This is a genomic window from Acetobacter sp. (assembly GCF_047721705.1).
GTDB lineage: Bacteria > Pseudomonadota > Alphaproteobacteria > Acetobacterales > Acetobacteraceae > Acetobacter.
This window is the reverse complement of sequence record NZ_JBDNXK010000001.1, coordinates 1-20,057: the sequence shown is the minus strand read 5'-3', so window position 1 is coordinate 20,057 and position 20,057 is coordinate 1. Positions and strand designations below refer to the sequence as shown.

Here is a 20,057-nt window from a genome sequence, read left to right as displayed (position 1 = left end):
GTTCATGGTGAGTCGAGGTCTGCCGTCTGAAGGTTGATGCCTTTTTTACCATCGACGTTATTATTTTATCTGCTTCTCCCTTGGTTGTTGTCGGGAGAATATTGGAACGGGGAATTTGATGAACGCGCCTTTGGCCACCTCCCGGCGGATCGACCAGTTTATCGGCTATCTGGATGAAATTAACGGACTGGAACTGAAAGGCTGGGCCTGCAATCTCACGGACAGCGGACAGCCGGTTACACTCCATGTCTTTCTGGATGGTCGGGAAATCGCGAGTGTGACTTGTGATCTGCCGCGGCCGGACGTGGAGCAGAATATCGGAGTGGCCGCGCCTTCTCTTGGGTTCCGGTTTGTTCTGCCGGATTCCGTCGCGGATGGGAAGGAACACACTATCGGTCTGCGGTTCCCGAACCGGTCGATTGTTCCTTCCCTTGCAGGGGGCGGCGCGCCTGAAGAAAAAGACACACGGACTACCTTTCAACCCAGTTTTACTTATGCGTCCTTTGTCGATGGGTTCGGACAGGGGGCTGTACGGGGATGGGTGCAGCGGCTCAATTCCGCAACGGGAGAACGGGTAGGGCAGTGTGATCTGACGGTGCTTATGGGCGGGGTACCTTTCGCCCGTATCTGCGCCGATCGCTTCCGTGGGGATGTCGCGGCTGCCACCGGCGGGGATCCAAACTGCGGTTTCGAACTGATCATCCCGCGGCATAAACGCAGCACGGGCCTCACCACCCTCAGCTTTTTCGTCGAACCCGGCCATGTTGAACTTGAGGGAAGCCCGGTCACCACTTCACTCGTGGATGACAAGCTGGAGGAGCATCTGCTGTCGCTGAATGAGACAGTCAGTCGCCTGCATCGTGAAATAGTCTCGCTCCGGTCCCAGATCGTCAATCTTCTGCCGGAGCAGCGTTACAATCTGGCCGATTATGATTCCTGGACGCGGCGCTACTTTGCCTCGCTTCGGGCCCGTGTGGCGGCACGACGGCAGGAACTGGGGGAGACATTTGTTAAAAATGGTCCGCTGGTGAGCATCATATGTCCGACTTATAAGCCGGATACGATGGATTTCATTGCGGCTGTGGAGTCTGTCATGGCGCAGACATGGAGCAAGTGGGAGCTCATCGTTGTTGACGATGGTGGCAAGTCGCTCGAAGTGGCGGCCCGGATGGCCGACTATTGCCGGAATGATTCTCGTATCAAGCTGATCCGGCTGAAAAAGAATGTCGGTATTTCAGAGGCCACAAACGAAGGGATCAAGGCGGCCAAAGGTGAATGGATCGCTTTCTTCGACCATGACGATGTGATGGTCAATGTTGCGCTTGAGGCCATGCTTCAGGCGGCTTATGGGCGTGACCCGCTGGTGATTTATTCCGATGAGGACAAGATCGACAAGGCGGGTTATCTCTCGGAGCCGAATTTCAAGCCGGATTTCGATTATCGCTATCTTCTTGGATGCAACTACATCTGTCATCTGACGATGGTGCGCACCGATATCCTGCGTAAAACGGGAGAGCTGCGTGCGGCGTATGATGGGGCGCAGGATCATGATCTGATGCTGCGGCTGACGGAAATCGTACCGCGTGAGAATTTTCTGCATGTGCCGGAAATTCTCTATCACTGGCGCAAATCGCTCAATTCGACAGCGGCGACGATTGACAACAAGCAGTATGCCGTGAGCGCGGGTGCGCGCTGTGTCGCCGATCATCTGAAGCGCGTGGGCTACAAGGCGCTGGTTGAAGCGATCGACAATCTGCCGATCTATAACGTCCGATGGGCCGTTCCTCAGGAGCCGACAGTTTCGATCATCATTCCTTTCCGGGATCAGGTGGAAACGACGCGGGAATGTGTCGCGCGTATTCTGGAGCACACGGTTTACAAGAAATACGACATCATTCTGGTCGATAACTGGTCAACGGAAAAGGAAACGCTGGAATTCTGTCAGGAAATCGTAAAGGACAAGCGGATCAGTGTTCTTTCCGTCAAGGAAGAGTTCAATTTCTCCCGCCTGAATAATCTGGCTGCGGCGGCCAGTTCCTCTGAATTCTATTTCTTTATGAATAATGACCTGTTTGTGGAAAACAGAAACTGGCTGAAAACCATTGTCGGGGAAGCGCTGGCTGGTGCCGATATCGGCGCGGTCGGAGGAAAGTTCTTTTATCCTAACGGCGCAGTTCAGCACGCGGGTGTCGTTGTCGGCCCTGATGTTGTCGGTGTGCATGTCCATCGTGGACTGCGACGGACCGATCACGGCTATATGGCGCGCGCGGCGGTCAGCCATGAGATAACGGCTGTCACGGCAGCAGGCATGCTGGTGCGTGCGGAAGCGTTCCGCGAAGTGGGTGGCTTCGATGAAACGAATCTGAAAGTTGCTTATAACGACGTTGATCTTTGCCTGAAGCTGAGAGACGCTGGCTGGCGGATCATTCAGTGCAACAGCTTCGTTGCCGTTCATCACGAGAGCCTGTCACGGGGCAGCGATGATCGTCCTGAGCACGAGGCCCGTTTCTTCGGCGAGACGCAGTATATGCAGCAGCGGTGGGGGGAGACCGAAATATATCGGCGCGATCCGACCTATTCGCCGCATCTCATGCTGGAACAGAATTATAATGATCTGGTGACGCCAGAATAAGGCGGTTTCGCACATCTTTCTTGGTAGACAAGCAAACAGGGCGTTCCCCAATCGGGCCGCCCTGTTTGCTTGTTATGACAGGCTAAGAAGAGCGTTCAGCTTACCAGCCGTAGCCCTTTTCTTCTGTTGACCGGAGAGGACTGCTCCGTATCGAAGGGCAGGAGAGGCGACGGATCGCGGTCTGAATCAGCAGGCGGCGCATCCGGCAGAGGCTGGTGCAGATAAAGATTCGAGAGCGCGCGAAAGGCATAATCCAGAATCGACGTGGCATAGGACGCTACCGGATCGCCTTCGACAGTGCCTGCCGGTCCGAAAGACGAGTAGGCGAACCGTTCGACGAAATCTTCCAGTGGCGCGCCATATTGCAGCCCGATGCTGACGGCCTGACTGAAGCTTTCGAGCAGTCCCCGCACCATTGCGCTTTCCCGTGCTGGTGTCAGGGAAATTTCACCCAAGCTGCCATCATCATATTCCGCCGTTCGCAGAAAGAAGCGATGACCACCCACGGCGGCTTTCTGGGCAATCCCCGTATGGCGTTCCGGCATGGGGCGAATGACGCCACGGGGAAGGGCGCGTGGCGGCGTCACCATCGGGTCGGGGCGCGCCGGAACACGATCCACGAAGCCGGCCAATGCGCGATACATGCGCATGTGGGCATCCGTGTCAGGCAGTCGCAGAGGGCTTTCGCCTGCCAGCGCTGCGGCAAGGGCAGTTTCAGGAGAGAAGCCTTTGGCGGCCAGTCGGTTGATCGTGCTGGGCGCCAGGTGTCCCTGTTCATCCAGAGGCGAGAAGATCGGGGCTATGCCGCAGGCCTCGCATCCAAGCAGGGCATCTATCGGGCCGGAAGAAGAGAAGCCTGTTTCGATGCGGGCTTCCGGTGCGTCCGTTTCAACCGCAGCGCGGGACCATGCATCACGGATGGCGGCAGAAATACCGGCGATCACATGACGATGGGGCGTCAACGGCAGATAGTCGCATCCGGTGCCTTCGCGTGCGACGAGCGTTGTGAGTGCCACGAGTGAGCAGGCCGCATCGCGCCCGTCGTCACTGTCATAGTCGAGACCCAGTGCCGCGAGGCAGGCGTCGAGATTGGTCAGGAGAAGTTCACCAGCGATAGGCAGCGGTGCGTCGGGCAGCAGGTCGATGGTGGCATCCGCCGGAGGTGGCGTCAGCGGCAGATCGAACAGGCTCGGCTCGCGGTCGGAAACGGCGTCGAGAGGCAGTTCACCATTGCGTCGCGCTTCCTTGGCCTTGGAATCGGCGCGTAGCGTGAGGCACAGCAGTCGGAGAGCGGCTACGAAAGCCTCGGCGGCGAATCCTTCACCCGGCAGAACGAAGGCCGCCAGATTGACGACAAATCCCGGTCGCCGATCGAATGCGCCATGCCATACGGCGAGCGTGGGCGCGGCCTGCCTCAGGATAAGCAGCCACGCAAGCGAACGCCCGCTGATCCTCTCACCTGAAGAGTGCTTATGGCCGTGCGAGGCAAGTGAAGAGATCCAGCGACCGGACTCTACAGGCAGGGAAACCGCTCCCCTTCCGGGGACGATTTCGGCGAGGGCCGCCGCAGCTTCGTCACTCCATCCTGCGGGCAGCGTAATGGCGCGTGCCGGAGCATCGGGATCGGGTGAGGCCATGACGGTGCGCATTTCCACACCGTCCCAGTAATGATGAGCGTTCATGGACCCAGATTATCGTTCCCGCCGCTTCATCGGGAAGCAGGGCAGGCTGAGGATATGGGGGGCACAATGCTCTGCAAAATGGGGATATGGGGGATAACTTTTCTTCGCGGAGGTTGGGCGCGGCAAGACTGCATCGGAACGCACTTCTGGTGCCCATATCGTGAAGGACAAATGCTCCGTTCAGGAGTGGACGGAGACGGGAAGGCTGGGATAGAGTTACGTCATGGCAACGCTTGGCACCCTTCTTCATACCCGCCTGCATGGACGTCTTGTAGGCAAGGACAATGACGGTCGCGCCTATTACGAGTCGCGGACGCCCACCCGTAAGGGGGGAGGCGTCGAGCGCCACGAGCGATGGGTGATCTATCACAAGGGTGAAGATGGTTCGGCTGTTCCGGCGGAATGGTGGGGTTGGCTCCATTACATGGAAGACAAACCCATCCCGATGGAAGCTCGCAAGCCGTGGCAGTTGCCGCATCAGCCTGACATGACCGGTACGGCGGAAGCCTACCGTCCTCCCGGGAGCGCTTATCGCGGTGGCAAACGTCCTGCTGCGACGGGTGACTATGAATCCTGGAGCCCGGAAGACTGATCGCAGTCTCTCTGGGTTGCCGTTTCTATCTTCTTGCAGCAATGAAATATGTGCGGGGTTGTCGAAAGACGGCTTGGCCCGGTATTCTGCCTGAAAATTTCGGGCGTAGTGAGGGCTGATGAGTTCCGTTTCGACTAATTCCCAGCCATCTGCGCTGGCGCTGCCTCCGTTGCAGAAGGCGCGTGCGACATCGGAACTGATTGTCGGTTTCGCGGTTATCCTCCTCTTTGCGGTTCTGCTCGTCGTGGCCGTCGTCAATAGCGGCCGCAAAACGGATGATGGTTATCGTCTGACGGCAAATTTCGCTCATATTGACGGGCTGGATGTCGGGTCGGAGGTCAAGCTGGCGGGTATTCCCATCGGTCATGTGGTTTCGGAAACCGTCGATCCGAAGACTTTCAAGGCCAGTGTGGATTTCAGCGTGCGGCCAGACGTGGAGTTGCCGACTGATACGGCGGCCATCATCACAAGCGACAGTCTGCTTGGTGGAAAATATATTGCCCTGTCGCCCGGCGCTGACACGCGCATGCTGAAGGCTGGCGGCGTCATGACCATCACTCAGGGCTCCATCAGTCTCGAGCAGCTGCTGAGCAAATTCATCTTCTCGGTAACGGACACGTTGACGCAGGCCAATCACGCCAAGGCGGGCGATAGCGCGCCTGCCTCTTCCGGGAGTGGAGACATTCCGTGAAGGACGCCCCCACAATCTGGCCTCAGACAGACGGTAATCCTGTTTCCTGCACGGAAAAGCTCCTGGTTCTGAGACAGAACTGGGAGGAATTGCGGGATGTCATGCGGGATGCGTTTGACGATGCCATTCTGATGGGGGTCGATGAAACTGCCATGCGGCAGATGCTCACCGATCTGGTGGCATCGCTTGCGAGTCCGAAGGCTGGAGAGTGAACGGTAGAATGTCTGGTCTGGACAAGATTTTTTCAAAAGTGGCGGCAACGCTGGCTGTTTGCATGCTTGGGTTTTCCCCTGTCTTCGCGGCGGAACCTCTGGCGCCCCCTGCCATGTATCCAGCCGACACATGGCAGGGAAAGGGAACGGCGGTCATCCGTGTGCTGAACCGCCTTGATTCCCATGTGGAGACACTCACGCTTCCCGTTGGGAGCGCCCAGCATTATGAGGCGCTGGACATTACTGTTGCGCGCTGCCTCCTGCATGCCCCCACATTGCGGCGCGATGCGGCTGCATGGCTGGATGTGCAGGACCGGCATGAGCAGGGTGCCGTATTCCGCGGATGGATGCTGGCTGCCGAACCCTCGCTGGGTGTTTTTGAAAGCCCCATTTATGACATCCGGGTTGTGACTTGTCAGGGTGAAGACGTGCCGCCTGCGCTTCCCACACTTGAAAAGCCCCCGGTTCCGCCAATGCCGGGCACCACGGCTCCGGCTTCCTCCGGGGATGCGGCAACGCCCTCTCCTCCGACCGATGTTCCGCCACAGGCGCCGGCGGCCGGCGATGATGGTGCTGGTCTCACCGCGCCGGAGTGAAATGGCTCAAACCGTCTTTCAGCATTGTAATTCAATAAACATTTAGTGATGTGGGGCGTAAATAGGAGACGCACGGCATCCTTGCAGCGCGATGCCTTGTTGAAGGCGGGCCCGTCCGGCATGGTGATCGGGCACACGCTTGCCGTCATGGCGTCTCGCCACTCAGGAAAGGCCGAGACCGTCTCATAAGTTTGTCAGACCAAGAGGGAAGTTCTCACCGTGATTGCGTCAAACAGCGTTTCGGCCTCGCACCCCGCTGCTCCCCTGACCCGAACGCATATGCCGTTGAATCAGGTGGCCTTCCTGCTCGATTTTGATGGCACACTGGTGGATATCGCGCCGACCCCCGAGGATGTCGTCGTGCCTCCGGGTTTGAAGGAAGCGTTGCTCCGTCTGCGTGCGGCAACGAATGACGCGCTGGCCGTCATTTCTGGCCGCCCCATCGACCAGATCGATGCTCTGCTGGGTGATGTGCCTTTTGCTGTTGCGGGTGAGCATGGAATAGCCATTCGCCATCGTCCGGGTGGACCGATTGAACGCGCAGCATTGCCGCCAGTGCCGAGCGAATGGGTGCGGGATGCGCAGGAACTTGTCGCATCGCTGCCGGGCACACGTCTGGAGCGGAAGATCGGTGGCTTCGTCCTGCACTATCGCGGGGCTCCGGAAGCGCAGGCGCAACTGCGGAAAGCCGCTGAGGCATGGATTGCTACAGAGGGCGACAAATTTCACATTCAGGCAGCGAAAATGGCGTGGGAGATCAAACCCGCCGGGGTCGACAAGGGCTACGCCGTGTCCCTGCTGATGGAAGCCGCGCCGTTTGCTGGGCGTAAGCCGGTTTTTGTCGGGGACGATGTAACGGACGAAGACGCTATCAAGGCCGCCGTGCGTCTGGGTGGGGTGGGATTCCGCATCGGCACCGATTTCCCGACGCCAGCAGTCTTCCGGTCGTGGCTTGCGTCTCTGGTGCCTGCAGAAAAAGACGGTGGAGAAACGATAAACGCTGCGGATAACGAGGCTTAATCATGGGACGTCTGGTTATCGTTTCGAATCGGGTTCCGGATCCGAGGGAGAGAAACAAGCCAGCCGGTGGCCTCGCCGTCGGGCTTGCCGATGCCCTGCGCACCGAACCACGCTGCCTGTGGTTCGGGTGGTCCGGTAAGCAGACCGATTTTGTGGGCGATCCGGAGCCTTCTCTAGATGAGCACGGCACGGTCACCTACGCGACGATTCCTCTGACGCCACAGCAGCATCGGGGCTATTACCAGAATTTCTCGAACGGCATTCTCTGGCCGTTATGTCATTATCGTCTCGGCCTGATGAATTACGGGCGCTCGGACTGGCATCAGTATCTCGAAGTCAACCGGATGTTCGCCCGGACGCTGAAGCCCCTGCTGAAACCGGACGATATCATCTGGGTTCATGACTATCATCTGTTTCCGTTGGCGCAGGCTCTCCGTGAACTTGGTGTGACAGCCCCCATCGGTTTCTTCCTCCATATTCCGTTCCCGCCCTGGAGCCTGTTCCGCGCTCTTCCCTGTGCGGATGCCCTGCTGGAGGACATGCAGGCTTACAATCTCATTGGTGTGCAGACCGAAGAAGATTGTCAGAATCTGTGGGAGTGCATGCGCATCGAGAACGAGACCGATGCCTCGAAAGTGGTGGCCTGCCCGATCGGTATCGACCCGGTGGCGTTCGCGGAAGAGGCACGAGACTCGGATAATGGGCTGGAAGTGAAGCGTCTTCGTGAAAGTCTTCACAATGAGCCGCTGATCATCGGTGTTGACCGGCTGGATTATTCCAAGGGACTGGAAGAGCGTTTCCTCGGATATGAACGGCTTCTGACCCGCTATCCCGAACATCATCGCCATGTGACCTATCTTCAGGTCGCTCCGATCTCGCGGGGGGAAGTGGAGGAATATCGCCAGCTCAGGCGTCAGCTTGATGAGACCGTGGGGCGCATCAACGGGGCATTTGCTGCCTGTGACTGGACGCCGATTCGTTATCTGACGCGGCCCGTGCAACGACAGGTTCTTGCGGGTTTCTATCGCATGGCGGATGTGGGGCTTGTCACGCCGCTTCGGGACGGCATGAATCTGGTCGCCAAGGAGTATGTCGCTGCGCAGAATCCGGACGATCCCGGTGCGCTTGTGCTCTCCCATCTTGCGGGCGCCGCGCCGGAACTGGGCGAAGCGCTCCTCGTCAACCCTCATGACGCGGATGACATCGCCGATGCGCTGCATCAAGCGCTGACCATGAGTCGGGAAGAGCGCAAGCGGCGGTGGAACGCACTCAATCTGGAAATTCGCAACACGACGGCCGGGACATGGGCCCGCGATTTCCTTGCCATGCTGCATAGGTCGCGGAGAGAGGGCACTGCGTGATAGAAGGGCATCAATGCGGGTGAGAGGGGTATAACCTCTTTCCCCAAAATGAATGACCACGTGCGCAAGCAGGGCCCATAAGTATGATGTCACGACGCAGGATTTTCAGCCGGCAAACCCCGGTTACGGTGCGCCTGCCCAGTCTGCTGCTCATCGTCTCGGGAGCGATTGCGCTTGCTTTTGCGTGGTGGCTGGAGAACGGGCGTGGGCTGGTGCCCTGTGCCTTATGCCTGTGGGAACGCTGGCCCTGGCGAATCCTGATAGCCATTGGCCTTGTTGGCATGATGGTGCCGCGTCGCTGGGCGCGTTCAGTCAGTTGGTGTGGCGTTCCACCCCTGTTGGCCGCAATAGTCCTCAGTGTGATTCATGCAGGTGTGGAATGGGGCTTCTGGGCTAGCCCTCTGCCGGAATGTGCGGCACCCAGACTCAAAGGCCAGACGATCGCTGAACGTCTGGCTTCCATGCCGTTGCAACCGGGAAAGCCGTGCGACCAGCCGAGTTATCTGTTCGACTGGTTGCCTGTTTCCCTTACGGAGTTGGGCGGACTCGCCGCCCTGTTGGTCCTGATCGGGTTTGTGATGCTGCTCAGGGGCGTCGGCGACCGAATATAAGGCTGACGACGAACAGAACGATAAAGATGAAGAACAGGATTTTGCCGATATAGGCGAAATTGGCAGCGATGCCTGTAAAGCCGAAGACTGCGGCGATCAGAGCAAAGACCAGAAAAATCAGTGTCCAGCGAAGTAAGTCCATGGGATGGCTCCGTCATTGAGAGGTTATCCGATGAACGCAATGCTGGCATAAAAAGTTGCAAGGCTTTGTTTGGGTGTTCCGAACGGGTTCTGGTCTTCCTCTGACATCTATCCATGCAGCGCGGGCAGTAATGCCGCGATGGCTGCCAGACAGATGACCACCAACACCAGTGTCAGAAGCCCTTCCACCTTCACGAGAGCAATATCCATCTTTCTCGTGTCATTCAGGGCTGCCCGTACTTTGGTGAACCGCCAATAGGAAAGAGGAAGGATGATAACGCCCACGCTCGCGGTGAGAACGCCGATCTGCGAGGTGGAGGCGAAAGAGTTGTGGATGGGAAGAGGATGCTGGGCCGCGAGGAAATGCAGAAAAAGATCGAATTTCGCCAGCACGCAACCAAACGCAACGAGAGCGAGAGCGGTTCTTACCCATGCAAGGAAGGTGCGTTCATTGGCGGCATGGTCGGTGTAATGTTCAATCATGAGCACGGGTTCCTGCGGTCGGGCGAACATGGTCAGGCACGACATACGCATGTCGCGCGCGCCTTTCCATAGAACGGTTACGTCTTTCTTCTGTGTGTAGCCGCTCTGCTACTGACGAATAAAAAGAAAGAGGCCCCGCGAACGGAGCCTCTTTTTTCTTTTCAGGAATGCGCCAGCCGATCAGGCGAGAACAGTTGCCGCCTCGCGACCATTGATGATCAGACCATCGCCATTGGCCGAGACCTTGACCTCTTCGCCGTCGTGGATCGTGCCTTCGAGCAGCAGTTCCGCCAGCGGGTTCTGAAGACTGCGCTGCACAACTCTCTTGAGCGGACGAGCACCGTAGACCGGATCGTAGCCTTCGTTGGCCAGCCACTGATGGGCAAGATCGTCCAGCTTGATCACGATATTCCGGTCGGTCAGCAGCGACTGGAGGCGGGCGATCTGGATATCCACGATCCGCGCCATGTCCTTCTTCTGCAACCGCGAGAACAGCACGATCTCGTCCAGACGGTTGAGGAACTCGGGCCGGAAGTGCGCACGCACGACTTCCATGACCTGAGCCTGCACCATGTCGGTGGTTTCACCATCCGGCTGGTTGGCCAGAACGTCGGAACCAAGGTTACTGGTCAGCACGATCAGCGTGTTGCGGAAGTCCACCGTGCGGCCCTGACCATCGGTCAGACGACCGTCATCCAGCACCTGAAGCAGGATGTTGAAGACGTCCGGATGGGCCTTTTCCACCTCGTCGAACAGGATGACCTGATAGGGACGACGCCGTACGGCCTCGGTCAGCACACCACCTTCCTCGTAGCCGACATAACCCGGAGGCGCGCCGACCAGACGGGCCACGGAGTGCTTCTCCATGAACTCGCTCATGTCGATGCGGAGCAGGGCCTTTTCGTCGTCGAACAGGAATTCGGCAAGCGCCTTGGTCAACTCGGTCTTGCCGACGCCGGTCGGGCCGAGGAACAGGAACGAACCAATCGGACGGTTCGGGTCCTGAAGACCTGCACGGGCACGACGGACTGCGTTAGCCACGGCCTTGAGTGCAGGCTCCTGACCAACAACCCGCTTGCGCAGCTCGTCTTCCATGCGGAGCAGCTTCGCGCGCTCGCCTTCGACCATGCGATCCACGGGGATGCCGGTCCAACGGGACACGACCGAGGCAATGCTCTGCTCGGTGACGGCCTGCGAGACGAGGTCGTTCGCGGAATTGCTCTGCTCTTCGTTCTGCGCCTCGGTGATCTTGGCCTCAAGCTGCGGAATGGTGCTGTACATCAGCTCCGAAGCACGACCGAGATCGCCTTTACGCTGTGCGACTTCCACTTGAGACCGCGCCTCATCCAGCTGCTCCTTGAGCTTCTGAACAGCGTTGACCCGATCCTTTTCCGCATGCCAGGCGGCGTTCATCGCGTCGGATTTCTCTTCCAGCTCGGCCAGTTCGGCATCGACCTTTTCAAGACGCTCGCGGCTGGCGGAGTCATCCTCCTTGCGCAGCGCTTCGCGCTCGATCTTGAGCTGGATGACACGACGATCGAGTTCGTCGAGTTCTTCCGGCTTGCTGTCGATCTGCATCCGCAGCCGGCTGGAAGCCTCGTCGATCAGATCGATGGCTTTATCCGGCAGGAAGCGGTCGGTGATGTAGCGGTTCGACAGCGTAGCAGCGGCGACAAGCGCGCCGTCGGCGATGCGGATACCGTGGTGAAGTTCATACTTCTCCTTGATGCCGCGCAGGATTGAAATCGTGTCGGCCACCGAAGGCTCACCAACGAACACCGGCTGGAAACGACGGGCCAGCGCCGCGTCTTTCTCGATGTATTTCCGATACTCGTCGAGCGTTGTTGCACCGATACAGTGCAGCGTGCCACGGGCGAGTTCCGGCTTGATGAGGTTGGAGGCATCCATCGCGCCATCGGAGCGACCCGCACCAACAAGCGTATGCATCTCGTCGATGAACAGGATGACCTGTCCTTCGGCGGATTCAATCTCCTTGAGAACCGCCTTCAGACGTTCTTCGAACTCACCACGATATTTCGCACCGGCGATCAGCGCGCCCATGTCGAGGGAAAGCAGCTTCTTGTTGCGAAGAGCCTCCGGCACATCACCATTGACGATACGCTGGGCCAGTCCTTCGACGATGGCGGTCTTACCAACGCCCGGCTCACCGATCAGAACAGGATTGTTCTTGCTGCGGCGTGCAAGAACCTGAATGGCGCGACGGATTTCCTCGTCACGACCGATCACCGGATCAAGCTTGCCAGCCAGCGCCACGGCGGTCACGTCGCGGGCGTATTTCTTCAGCGCGTCGAAGCCGGCCTCGGCGTTCTCGCTGGTGACGGTGCGGCCTTTACGGACAGCGGCAACAGCTTTTTCAAGCGCATCGGCAGACGCGCCATTGTCTTTCAGGGCGCGACCGGCGGCCGTGTCAGACGCCGCTATGGCGACGAGAAGACGGTCCTGCGCCACGAAAGAGTCATTGGCTTTCTGGGCGGCCTGTTCGGCATTGTCGAGCAAACGCACAAGGTCGGGCGTCGCCTGAGGCTGACCGGCTCCGCCTCCCTGAACTTTTGGCAGTTTGGCGAGTGCTTCTTCGACAGCGGAAAGTGCGCCGAGCGGGTTGCCGCCAGCGGCCTTGATCAGCGAAGAGGCTGCGCCTTCATTATCATCCAGCATCGCCTTGAGCAGGTGCTCCGGCGTGAGCTGCTGGTTGTATTCGCGAAGCGCAATCGTCTGTGCGGCCTGAAGAAAGCCACGACTACGTTCAGTAAATTTCTGAATATCCATATTCCTGTTTGTCCCTTTGAAGTGAGGCGACGGTCAGGGCCATGAAGGGCGCCCCTCAAGGAGGCAGCGCGGCCATGGTCTTGATCTTGTTGAAGGATATGGGGGCTGGAAAAACGAATGCAAGAGTTTACCGAGGCGCGTAAACCATCTTTGCAACCCTCAGTCCCGCGGAGCGTATGCGACCTCCAGTCGTCCCACGCCTTCGCATTCTCCCATCAGCCTGTCACCCGCCACGACGGGACCAACACCGGATGGCGTGCCGGTCAGGATCAGGTCGCCGGGTCGCAGTTCCACAAAACTGGATAGGGCGGCGATGATCTCGGGAACTGACCAGATCAGATCCTTGATGTCGCCTTGCTGACGGACTTCGCCGTTCACATGCAGCGCGATACGGCCCTCCGTGGGGTGACCGATCTCGGCAACGGAACGGATGGGAGCAATGGGACAGGACTGGTCGAACCCCTTGGCCAGATCCCACGGCTGTCCTTTCTTCTTGGCGATGGCCTGAAGATCGCGTCGTGTCATGTCGAGTGCGACGGCATAGCCATAGACCAGATCGAGTGCCTGTCCGACCGGAACATTGACGCCTTCTCCACCGATGGCGACGGCAAGTTCGATCTCATGGTGGAGATCGTTCGTGTGTAGAGGAAACGGCAGCGTCCGTTCCAGCGTGACGGCATCAGCCGGTTTGGCGAAGAAGATCGGTGGGTCACTGGCTGGGTCGCCGCCCATTTCGCGGGTGTGTTCGCCGTAATTACGACCGACGCACCAGATGCGGCGGACAGGAAACGCGGCGTCCGCGCCGACGACCGGAATGGCGGGTAGGGAGGGGGGAGGAAAGACATACTGCATTCATCGGTATCCTTTTCCTCTCACTTTAACAGGCGGATAGCCCTGTCTTTAAGAGCATAGGCAGTCGTTCGCTGAAATGTGTTGATGATTGTTTCCACTATGGGAGCCTGAAACAGGAAAAGCCCCTTGAGGAAGGGGCTTTTCAGAAGTTCTAGGTGTTGGGTGAAAGCCTCAGAAGTTGAGGGAGGTCTTCACGTAATACATGCCGCCATTGAACCCGTATGGCGAGTAGGACGCATATTTGGAGAGGCCTTGCTGGGTGTTGGAGATAGCACGGGAAATACGGGTCGGATACTTGTTACCAAGGTTGTTGGCACCGACGCCAACAGTCCAGCGGGGGGTAATCTTATAGTCAACTTCCAGATTGGTGATGAAGCCCGGGTTCTGCTTGAACGGCGTGCTGCCCGGACCGGTCGGTGCTGCCATGTAGATGATCGAGCCGTAACGCATTTCCTGCACGAAGACCGACCACTTGCCCATTTCCCAGTTTACGCTGATCTGCTCACGGTTCTTCGGCGCGGAATGCAGCACCACCTGCTTGGTGTATTCGTTGACGAGGTTATCCTTGGCCGAGCGGATTTCGTTATCAGAGAAGTTGATGCCCATCGCGAACACGAACTGGCCATAGCGTCTGGTATGCAGAGTGTAGTTCGCGTTCAGATCGCCGCCGAAAGTCTGGGTGTTGTAGAGATTGGAATAATAGGAAAGCGATGTCGCGCTATTAAGATTTGCTGCTGCGAGCAGATCCATCAGTGCGGTGTCGCTCTGATTGACGCTGTAGGTTTTCGTGCTGCCCAGACGTCCGTTGATCGCGATGTAATACAGGTTGCCAGTGACATGGAAGTTATCAACCGGTGTCGCGTCGAAGCCGATTGTATAGCTGCGCGAATATTCACCTTTCATCTTGCCAGCGCCCAGATATTTGGCGATCGCACTGTTGGCCGGAACCTGATCGACAGTATAGCCGGGATATGGGGCTGAATAGAAGTAGGACATTTCACCCAGTGTCGGCGGGCGGTAGCCACTATTGATGTTGGCGCGAATGGCCCAGCGCTTGTTGAAATTGTAGCGCGTGCCGATCGACCCTGTTTCCACAGTCGCAAGATTGTTGTAGCTGGCTGCACGACCGCCCAACGTCCATTCCCATTTCTTGGTGACGTAAAAATCAAGATTGACGTTACCTTCGTAAACGTCACGGTTCTGATGGGTCACCGCCATCGGCACGTTACCCGGGTGATCGGTGGCGCCAAGGCCCTGCCATGATGCGGGTTCACCTTCCGTCATCTGGAATGTGTCATGGCGATATTCGCCGCCGAACCGAAGATTGATTTCACGGGGCAGGAAGCTTGTGCGGAAGGAGCGGGAGCCACGCAGACCAGCCGTCATTTCGGAGGCGATTGAGGCACCGTCATAGAAGGAAGTCTGGGTGCTGTCCGGGATCGAAACGTTTTCGGAATCTTTCGTGCCATAATCCTGCTTGTCGCGGGCGTAGGTAATATAGGCATCCCACGCAAAACCGAACTTGCGTGCTCTGATGCCGTTGTCGGTCTCGAAGTCGTACTGGTCCATGGTAATGTAGGGCTGATTACCATTGGGATAGAGCGAGGGGTTAATCCACGTATCGGAGCCGGAATTGGCGCGATAGGTTTCCGCAACATTGGCGCGACGGTGCGAGAACGTCGATGTGCTGTAGAACTGATAGCCTTGACCAAACGGCACAGCCATGTTTTCGCTGATCGTTTCCAGGGTCGATTTGGGAATTCCTAAACCGCGCTGGACATCGCGATTTGCAGTTTCATTCCGTTCATCGTCAAACATTGTACCGTAGAAGTTGCCGCCGCGGGTTGTCGGCAACTGGTGCGAGATCTGCGCAGCGAGATCGAGATATCCGCCCTTATCGCCAAGCGCCATGCCGTAATTCGCCGAGCCATCGAGCGCCTGTCCATCGCCCGCATAGTAACCGCTGTTCTTGAAATTGACGCTGCCGCCGTGCGTATCTTTTTTGAGCACGATATTCACGGCACCCGCAATGGCGTCCTGCCCATAGAGTGCGGACGCACCTTCGGTTATGACTTCGATATGATCAATGGCGCTGACTGGGATAAGCGAAATATCGGCGGGTTCGCTGCCCCAGTTGGTGCCGGCGTTGGAGTTGAAGTTCGCACCGATGTGCCGCCGATGTCCGTTGACCAGAATCAGCGTGTCATCCGGCGACTGGCCGCGAAGCTGCATGGTCTGCACGAAGGAGCTTGCGCCACCGCCGGGGAGGGCTGCGGTGGTGATGGCCGGGTTCGCCTGTGCGAGGGCGGAAAGAACATTGGTCTGGCCGGTTTTGAGGAGTTCCGCGCCTGTTACGACTGTAACCTGCGTTGTGCTGTGCTGCGGCGTGGATGTGTTGAAAACGGAATTCGTTCTGTGGACAGCAACGTGCACCTCTTCTGCATTGGAAGCATGAACAGAGGTAGGGGCTTTATGAGCCGGGCGTGCGGCAACCGTCACTTTTTTTGCTGTTTTATACGTTTTCGCGGTTTTGGACGAAGAAGAGGTTTCCGCGTGAGCGAGTGCGGGAGCGAAAGTGCTCACCATCACTCCGGAAATCAGATAGAGTTTCTTTTTCGACAGACCCGCCATGACATTCTCCCGAAGACCGCACAAATGAGCACAACAAACTCGTTAATTAATATGATACGGTATCGTTATGATGTGGCGTCATACAGATTATCGATATGTAACGATTCTGATCGGAAATCATGGAGTGTATTTTTGAATATTCCTTTTCATGGAAAGGAATATGTAAAATATTGTTGTGGGTTCAATCCCATGCAGACGTAATGATCTGCTATTCTGTCCCATGTTCTTCCGATAGTAGGGCTGTCCGGGGTGGGGCATTTCATTGACTGAAAACGTCAAACCTTGTCTTCTTGGGCTTCTGCTTTATCAGGATCGACCCGGAGGTTTATATGGACATCAGGCGCCTTCAGGCTTTCGTAAAGATCATCGACCTAGGGTCCATTTCACGTGCAGCGGATCTGCTTAATATCGCGCAGCCTGCCCTGAGTCAGCAGTTGGCTACCCTTGAAAGTGCATTTAAAAAAAAGCTTGTTATTCGCAGTAAAAGTGGTGTGACGCCAACAGCGGCCGGTTCCGATCTCTATCGCCATGCGCAGACCCTGATCAAGCAGCTGGATCGTGCGATGGTGGAGATCACGCAGGGCAGTGGACCGCTGGTTGGGAAAGTGTCGGTTGGCCTGTCGCCTTACAGTGCCGGTTCGACCCTGTCGGTTGAACTGCTGCGTCTGGTCAGGGAAAAACTACCCGGCATTACGCTTCACCTGACTGAAAGCTTTGACGACATCTACAGCGAACTGATCATGACGGGTCGGCTCGATATGGCGGTCATTCATGGTGCCGGGCCCATCAAGGGTGTCGTCTTCATGCCATTGATGCGGGAGGAATTCTTCCTGCTTGCGCCGGAAGCTCTTGAGCTGCCTTGTTCGGAAACAGGTGCCGTGCAACTTCAGGATATTACCGAGATTCCCCTGCTCGTGCCGCCACGGCATAATTTTGTGCGGAAAAGTATTGATATGGCTTTTGTGCGCAAGCAACTCGAGCCTACTATCGTGGCGGAAATCGAGGCGCTGATGACGTTGCGGGATGCCATTGCCGAGGGGCTGGGGAGTACGATCCTGCCGTGGTCTGTGGCCAGCCGGATTGTTGTTCCGGGAAAATCAAAGATATACCCTTTGCAGAATCCGACCATACAGGAAGATGTCTCGCTCTGTATGCCGGAATTGATTCCGGACACCGAGGCTTCTCAGGCGGTGCGTCAGATCCTGATCGATCTAGCGCGATCCATGGCGGAATCGCGCAACTGGCCCGGCACTCAGCCTACCTTGTGACCTATTGTCTTAGAGATTGGGATGCGTGAGCGCTTCCGGACGGAGCAATGCTTCAAGCCTGTCTTCCGGCAACAGGTTTTCCGTAAGCACGAGTTCTTTTACGGTCCTGTTTTCAGCCAGTGCACGGCGCGCAATAGCTGAACAGATGTCGTATCCAAGAACAGGCACAAGAGCTGTCACGAGACCAATACTGCGGTCCGACAGATACTGACATTGTGCGACATTCGCGGAGATGCCCGAAACACAGCGGGTCGCAAAGATCTCGACTGCCGAATGCAGAACTTTCAGCGAGGAATAAAGGCAATAACCGATTGTCGGTTCGAACGGGTTGAGCTGGAGCTGCCCTCCGTCCGCACATAGCGTGATCGTCATATCATAACCGGCGACCAGATAGGCCACCTGACTGACGGCTTCCGGAATAACCGGATTGACCTTTCCCGGCATGATGGAGGAACCGGCCTGCACGGCTGGCAGCGTGATTTCCTCCAGACCGGCGCGTGGTCCGCTGGAGAGTAGCCGCAGATCATTGGCTATTTTGGACAGTTTTAGCGCCAGCTTTTTAATCTGTCCGGAGAAAGCGATGAAGGCACCGACGTCTGAGGTGGCTTCGATCAGGTCAGGGACAGACTCAACCGGGTGTCCGGTCAGGGACCGGAGTTCCTTGATGGCCAGATCGCGGTAGCGCGGGTCCGTATTCAGGCCCGTGCCGATGGCGGTTCCCCCCAGATTGACTTGCAGGAACATGGAGAGACTGTCGCCAATGCTGCGAATTTCATTTTCTATCGTATGCTGAAAAGCCCGGAATTCCTGCCCCACAGTCATGGGTACGGCATCGCGAAGCTGGGTGCGTCCCACTTTCAGGATCTGTCCGAAGGAATCAGCTTTTGCGGCAAACGCAGCTGCCAGACCTTTCAACGCCTCCAGCAGGGGCGTTGTGGCCTGGATAAGTCCCAGTCTGAGGGCTGTGGGATAAACATCGTTGGTGGACTGGGCCATGTTCACATGATCATTGGGATGGAGCACGGCATAAGTGCCGGGTGCTTCTCCCAGAAGTTTCAACGCCACGTTGGCGATGACTTCATTCGTGTTCATGTTGGAGGATGTGCCAGCCCCGCCCTGTATGGCGTCCACGACGAAATACTTGTGATACCGGCTGTCAGACAAAATTGTGGTGCAGGCTTTCTCAATCGCCTCAGCCCGTTTCTCATCCAGATAACCGAGGACGTGATTGGCACGGGCGGCTGCCTGCTTCACGGTGACCAGAGCATTCACCAGCGCGCCAAATGACCCAATGGGCGTTCCGCTGATCGGGAAGTTCTGCATGGCGCGAAAAGTATGCACGCCCCAGAGTGCGTCGGCAGGGATCTCAGCCGTTCCGAGAAGATCGCGTTCGGTGCGATAAATCGCTGCTTTTCCCGGAGAAGATGAAGCGCCGCGTTCTGCGTCATACACGGCATCAGCTATCGGGGCGGTCGGGCAAGAGGACATGCCGAAAAGTTCTCCATCGCTATACAGAAACGGATCTGATTGCGGGAACGAAACTGCTGTAATTCAGCCACGATACCTCGGCACATTCGGCTGGACCCCATATGATTATGCTATGAGGTCAGACCATTTTCATTTCTATCTATTCTTGACCGTAACGATTTAAAGTAAGGAGTAGCTGTATTTGTATAATTTTTGTCAAAAGTGTGGGAGAGATCGCCGATGCGTGGCTTTGCAGATCGACTGAACGGGATTGGAATCTCTGCTTCTGCGGCCATGACGGACAAGGCGTCCGCCCTCAGGGCCGAAGGGCTGAAAATCGTCAGCCTGTCCTCGGGTGAGCCTGATTTTCCGACACCGTCCCACGCGGTGGAAGCGGCTGTTGAGGCGGCGCGCGGCGGTGACACGAAGTATCCGCCGCAGGCTGGCAAGCCGGCTCTGAAGAAAGCCGTTCAGGCCAAGTTCCTACGGGACAATCATCTTGATTACGCGCTGGATGAAATTCTTGTGGCCAATGGCGCCAAGCAGATCATCTATGACGCGATGATGGCGACCTGCAATCCCGGTGACGAGGTTGTGCTGCCGACCCCTTACTGGATCAGTTACGCTGACATTGCACGGCTTGGCGGCGCGAACATTGTGCAGGTGCCGTGTCCTGCGGAGAATAATTTCCGATTGTCCGCTGAAGCTCTGGATGCTGCCATCACACCGCGTACCAAATGGCTGGTGCTGAATTTCCCGAACAATCCCACGGGAGCATGCTGTCCGCGCAAGGATATGGAAGCAATCGCCGAAGTCATGCTGAAGCATGAGCATGTCTGGATCATGACCGATGATATCTATGAACATCTGGTCTATGATAATTTCCAGTTCTGCACGCTGGCGGAAGTTGAGCCGCGCCTGAAAGATCGTGTTCTGACAGTCAACGGGGTGTCCAAGGCTTATGCCATGACCGGTTGGCGCGTCGGGTTCTGCGGTGGTCCGCGCGATCTGATCGCCGTCATGAACAATAT

The 20,057-nt window shown here is 57.3% G+C and carries 17 protein-coding genes; 10 read left to right on the top strand and 7 right to left on the bottom strand.

The genetic code is table 11. The features are described 5' to 3' along the window. Window positions 1-118 precede the first annotated feature (118 nt). A complete protein-coding gene (locus ABF824_RS00085; RefSeq protein WP_415485762.1) occupies window positions 119-2,632 on the top strand; it encodes a glycosyltransferase family 2 protein in 2,514 nt (837 codons plus the stop codon). 95 nt (window positions 2,633-2,727) lie between these two features. Here the strand turns inward: ABF824_RS00085 and ABF824_RS00080 are convergent, their stop codons facing one another. Continuing rightward, a complete protein-coding gene (locus ABF824_RS00080; RefSeq protein WP_415485761.1) occupies window positions 2,728-4,314 on the bottom strand; it encodes a vitamin B12-dependent ribonucleotide reductase in 1,587 nt (528 codons plus the stop codon). A 223-nt stretch (window positions 4,315-4,537) separates the two neighbouring features. Here ABF824_RS00080 and ABF824_RS00075 point away from each other — a divergent pair, with 223 nt between their 5' ends. The 7 genes from ABF824_RS00075 to ABF824_RS00045 all read left to right on the top strand — a co-directional run bounded on the left by ABF824_RS00075 (window position 4,538) and on the right by ABF824_RS00045 (window position 9,397). Beyond that, window positions 4,538-4,906, top strand: coding sequence for an NADH-ubiquinone oxidoreductase subunit NDUFA12 family protein (locus ABF824_RS00075; RefSeq protein WP_415485760.1), 369 nt, complete (start codon window positions 4,538-4,540; stop codon window positions 4,904-4,906). A 118-nt stretch (window positions 4,907-5,024) separates the two neighbouring features. Continuing rightward, the gene (gene mlaD, locus ABF824_RS00070) at window positions 5,025-5,597 is read left to right on the top strand and encodes an outer membrane lipid asymmetry maintenance protein MlaD (RefSeq protein WP_415485759.1); all 573 of its coding nucleotides are present in this window, start codon (window positions 5,025-5,027) and stop codon (window positions 5,595-5,597) included. Next, a complete protein-coding gene (locus ABF824_RS00065) occupies window positions 5,594-5,809 on the top strand; it encodes a hypothetical protein (RefSeq protein ID WP_415485758.1) in 216 nt (71 codons plus the stop codon). The genes mlaD and ABF824_RS00065 overlap by 4 nt, the downstream gene beginning before the upstream one ends. Window positions 5,810-5,817: 8 nt before the next feature. Then, window positions 5,818-6,405 (top strand): DUF2155 domain-containing protein, encoded by a 588-nt coding sequence (locus tag ABF824_RS00060; protein ID WP_415485757.1) that lies wholly within the window; start codon window positions 5,818-5,820, stop codon window positions 6,403-6,405. A 279-nt stretch (window positions 6,406-6,684) separates the two neighbouring features. Continuing rightward, complete coding sequence (otsB, locus tag ABF824_RS00055) at window positions 6,685-7,425, top strand: trehalose-phosphatase (RefSeq protein ID WP_415485822.1); 741 nt, start codon at window positions 6,685-6,687, stop codon at window positions 7,423-7,425. Window positions 7,426-7,427: 2 nt separating this feature from the next. Next, window positions 7,428-8,786 (top strand): alpha,alpha-trehalose-phosphate synthase (UDP-forming), encoded by a 1,359-nt coding sequence (locus ABF824_RS00050; protein ID WP_415485756.1) that lies wholly within the window; start codon window positions 7,428-7,430, stop codon window positions 8,784-8,786. Between the two features lie 83 nt (window positions 8,787-8,869). Then, on the top strand, window positions 8,870-9,397 hold the full coding sequence (locus tag ABF824_RS00045) for a disulfide bond formation protein B (RefSeq protein ID WP_415485755.1): 528 nt from the start codon (window positions 8,870-8,872) through the stop codon (window positions 9,395-9,397). On the opposite strand, the gene ABF824_RS00040 is transcribed toward ABF824_RS00045, so the two are convergent. The 5 genes from ABF824_RS00040 to ABF824_RS00020 form a co-directional block, all read right to left on the bottom strand. Continuing rightward, on the bottom strand, window positions 9,372-9,539 hold the full coding sequence (locus tag ABF824_RS00040; RefSeq protein ID WP_415485754.1) for a DUF1328 domain-containing protein: 168 nt from the start codon (window positions 9,537-9,539) through the stop codon (window positions 9,372-9,374). The two genes, ABF824_RS00045 and ABF824_RS00040, sit on opposite strands and share 26 nt — an antisense overlap. A 107-nt stretch (window positions 9,540-9,646) precedes the next feature. Next, window positions 9,647-10,072 (bottom strand): YidH family protein, encoded by a 426-nt coding sequence (locus ABF824_RS00035; RefSeq protein ID WP_415485753.1) that lies wholly within the window; start codon window positions 10,070-10,072, stop codon window positions 9,647-9,649. Window positions 10,073-10,201: 129 nt separating this feature from the next. Beyond that, window positions 10,202-12,808: an ATP-dependent chaperone ClpB gene (gene clpB / locus ABF824_RS00030; protein ID WP_415485752.1), complete on the bottom strand. Its 2,607-nt coding sequence runs from the start codon at window positions 12,806-12,808 to the stop codon at window positions 10,202-10,204. 159 nt (window positions 12,809-12,967) lie between these two features. Next, window positions 12,968-13,660, bottom strand: a complete 693-nt coding sequence (locus ABF824_RS00025; RefSeq protein ID WP_415485751.1) for a fumarylacetoacetate hydrolase family protein — start codon at window positions 13,658-13,660, stop codon at window positions 12,968-12,970. 171 nt (window positions 13,661-13,831) lie between these two features. Further along, on the bottom strand, window positions 13,832-16,291 hold the full coding sequence (locus ABF824_RS00020; protein ID WP_415485750.1) for a TonB-dependent receptor plug domain-containing protein: 2,460 nt from the start codon (window positions 16,289-16,291) through the stop codon (window positions 13,832-13,834). A 329-nt stretch (window positions 16,292-16,620) separates the two neighbouring features. Between ABF824_RS00020 and ABF824_RS00015 the strand changes: the two genes are divergently transcribed. After that, complete coding sequence (locus tag ABF824_RS00015) at window positions 16,621-17,559, top strand: LysR substrate-binding domain-containing protein (protein ID WP_415485749.1); 939 nt, start codon at window positions 16,621-16,623, stop codon at window positions 17,557-17,559. A 9-nt stretch (window positions 17,560-17,568) separates the two neighbouring features. On the opposite strand, the gene ABF824_RS00010 is transcribed toward ABF824_RS00015, so the two are convergent. Further along, window positions 17,569-19,047 carry an aspartate ammonia-lyase gene (locus ABF824_RS00010; RefSeq protein WP_415485748.1) on the bottom strand — a complete coding sequence of 493 codons (1,479 nt, stop codon included), beginning with the start codon at window positions 19,045-19,047 and terminating at the stop codon, window positions 17,569-17,571. 219 nt (window positions 19,048-19,266) lie between these two features. Between ABF824_RS00010 and ABF824_RS00005 the strand changes: the two genes are divergently transcribed. Next, window positions 19,267-20,057: pyridoxal phosphate-dependent aminotransferase (locus ABF824_RS00005; protein WP_415485747.1), on the top strand; the 791-nt coding region annotated here is incomplete at its 3' end.

Bases quoted from the DNA above. Each gene is read 5' to 3' on its own strand.
- ABF824_RS00010 (WP_415485748.1), bottom strand. From the start codon at position 19,047: ATGTCCTCTTGCCCGACCGCCCCGATAGCTGATGCCGTGTATGACGCA.
- ABF824_RS00060 (WP_415485757.1), top strand. From the start codon at position 5,818: ATGTCTGGTCTGGACAAGATTTTTTCAAAAGTGGCGGCAACGCTGGCT.
- otsB (WP_415485822.1), top strand. From the start codon at position 6,685: ATGCCGTTGAATCAGGTGGCCTTCCTGCTCGATTTTGATGGCACACTG.
- ABF824_RS00020 (WP_415485750.1), bottom strand. From the start codon at position 16,291: ATGGCGGGTCTGTCGAAAAAGAAACTCTATCTGATTTCCGGAGTGATG.
- ABF824_RS00040 (WP_415485754.1), bottom strand. From the start codon at position 9,539: ATGGACTTACTTCGCTGGACACTGATTTTTCTGGTCTTTGCTCTGATC.
- ABF824_RS00085 (WP_415485762.1), top strand. From the start codon at position 119: ATGAACGCGCCTTTGGCCACCTCCCGGCGGATCGACCAGTTTATCGGC.
- ABF824_RS00075 (WP_415485760.1), top strand. From the start codon at position 4,538: ATGGCAACGCTTGGCACCCTTCTTCATACCCGCCTGCATGGACGTCTT.
- ABF824_RS00025 (WP_415485751.1), bottom strand. From the start codon at position 13,660: ATGCAGTATGTCTTTCCTCCCCCCTCCCTACCCGCCATTCCGGTCGTC.
- ABF824_RS00045 (WP_415485755.1), top strand. From the start codon at position 8,870: ATGATGTCACGACGCAGGATTTTCAGCCGGCAAACCCCGGTTACGGTG.
- ABF824_RS00050 (WP_415485756.1), top strand. From the start codon at position 7,428: ATGGGACGTCTGGTTATCGTTTCGAATCGGGTTCCGGATCCGAGGGAG.
- clpB (WP_415485752.1), bottom strand. From the start codon at position 12,808: ATGGATATTCAGAAATTTACTGAACGTAGTCGTGGCTTTCTTCAGGCC.
- ABF824_RS00080 (WP_415485761.1), bottom strand. From the start codon at position 4,314: ATGAACGCTCATCATTACTGGGACGGTGTGGAAATGCGCACCGTCATG.
- ABF824_RS00015 (WP_415485749.1), top strand. From the start codon at position 16,621: ATGGACATCAGGCGCCTTCAGGCTTTCGTAAAGATCATCGACCTAGGG.
- mlaD (WP_415485759.1), top strand. From the start codon at position 5,025: ATGAGTTCCGTTTCGACTAATTCCCAGCCATCTGCGCTGGCGCTGCCT.
- ABF824_RS00035 (WP_415485753.1), bottom strand. From the start codon at position 10,072: ATGCGTATGTCGTGCCTGACCATGTTCGCCCGACCGCAGGAACCCGTG.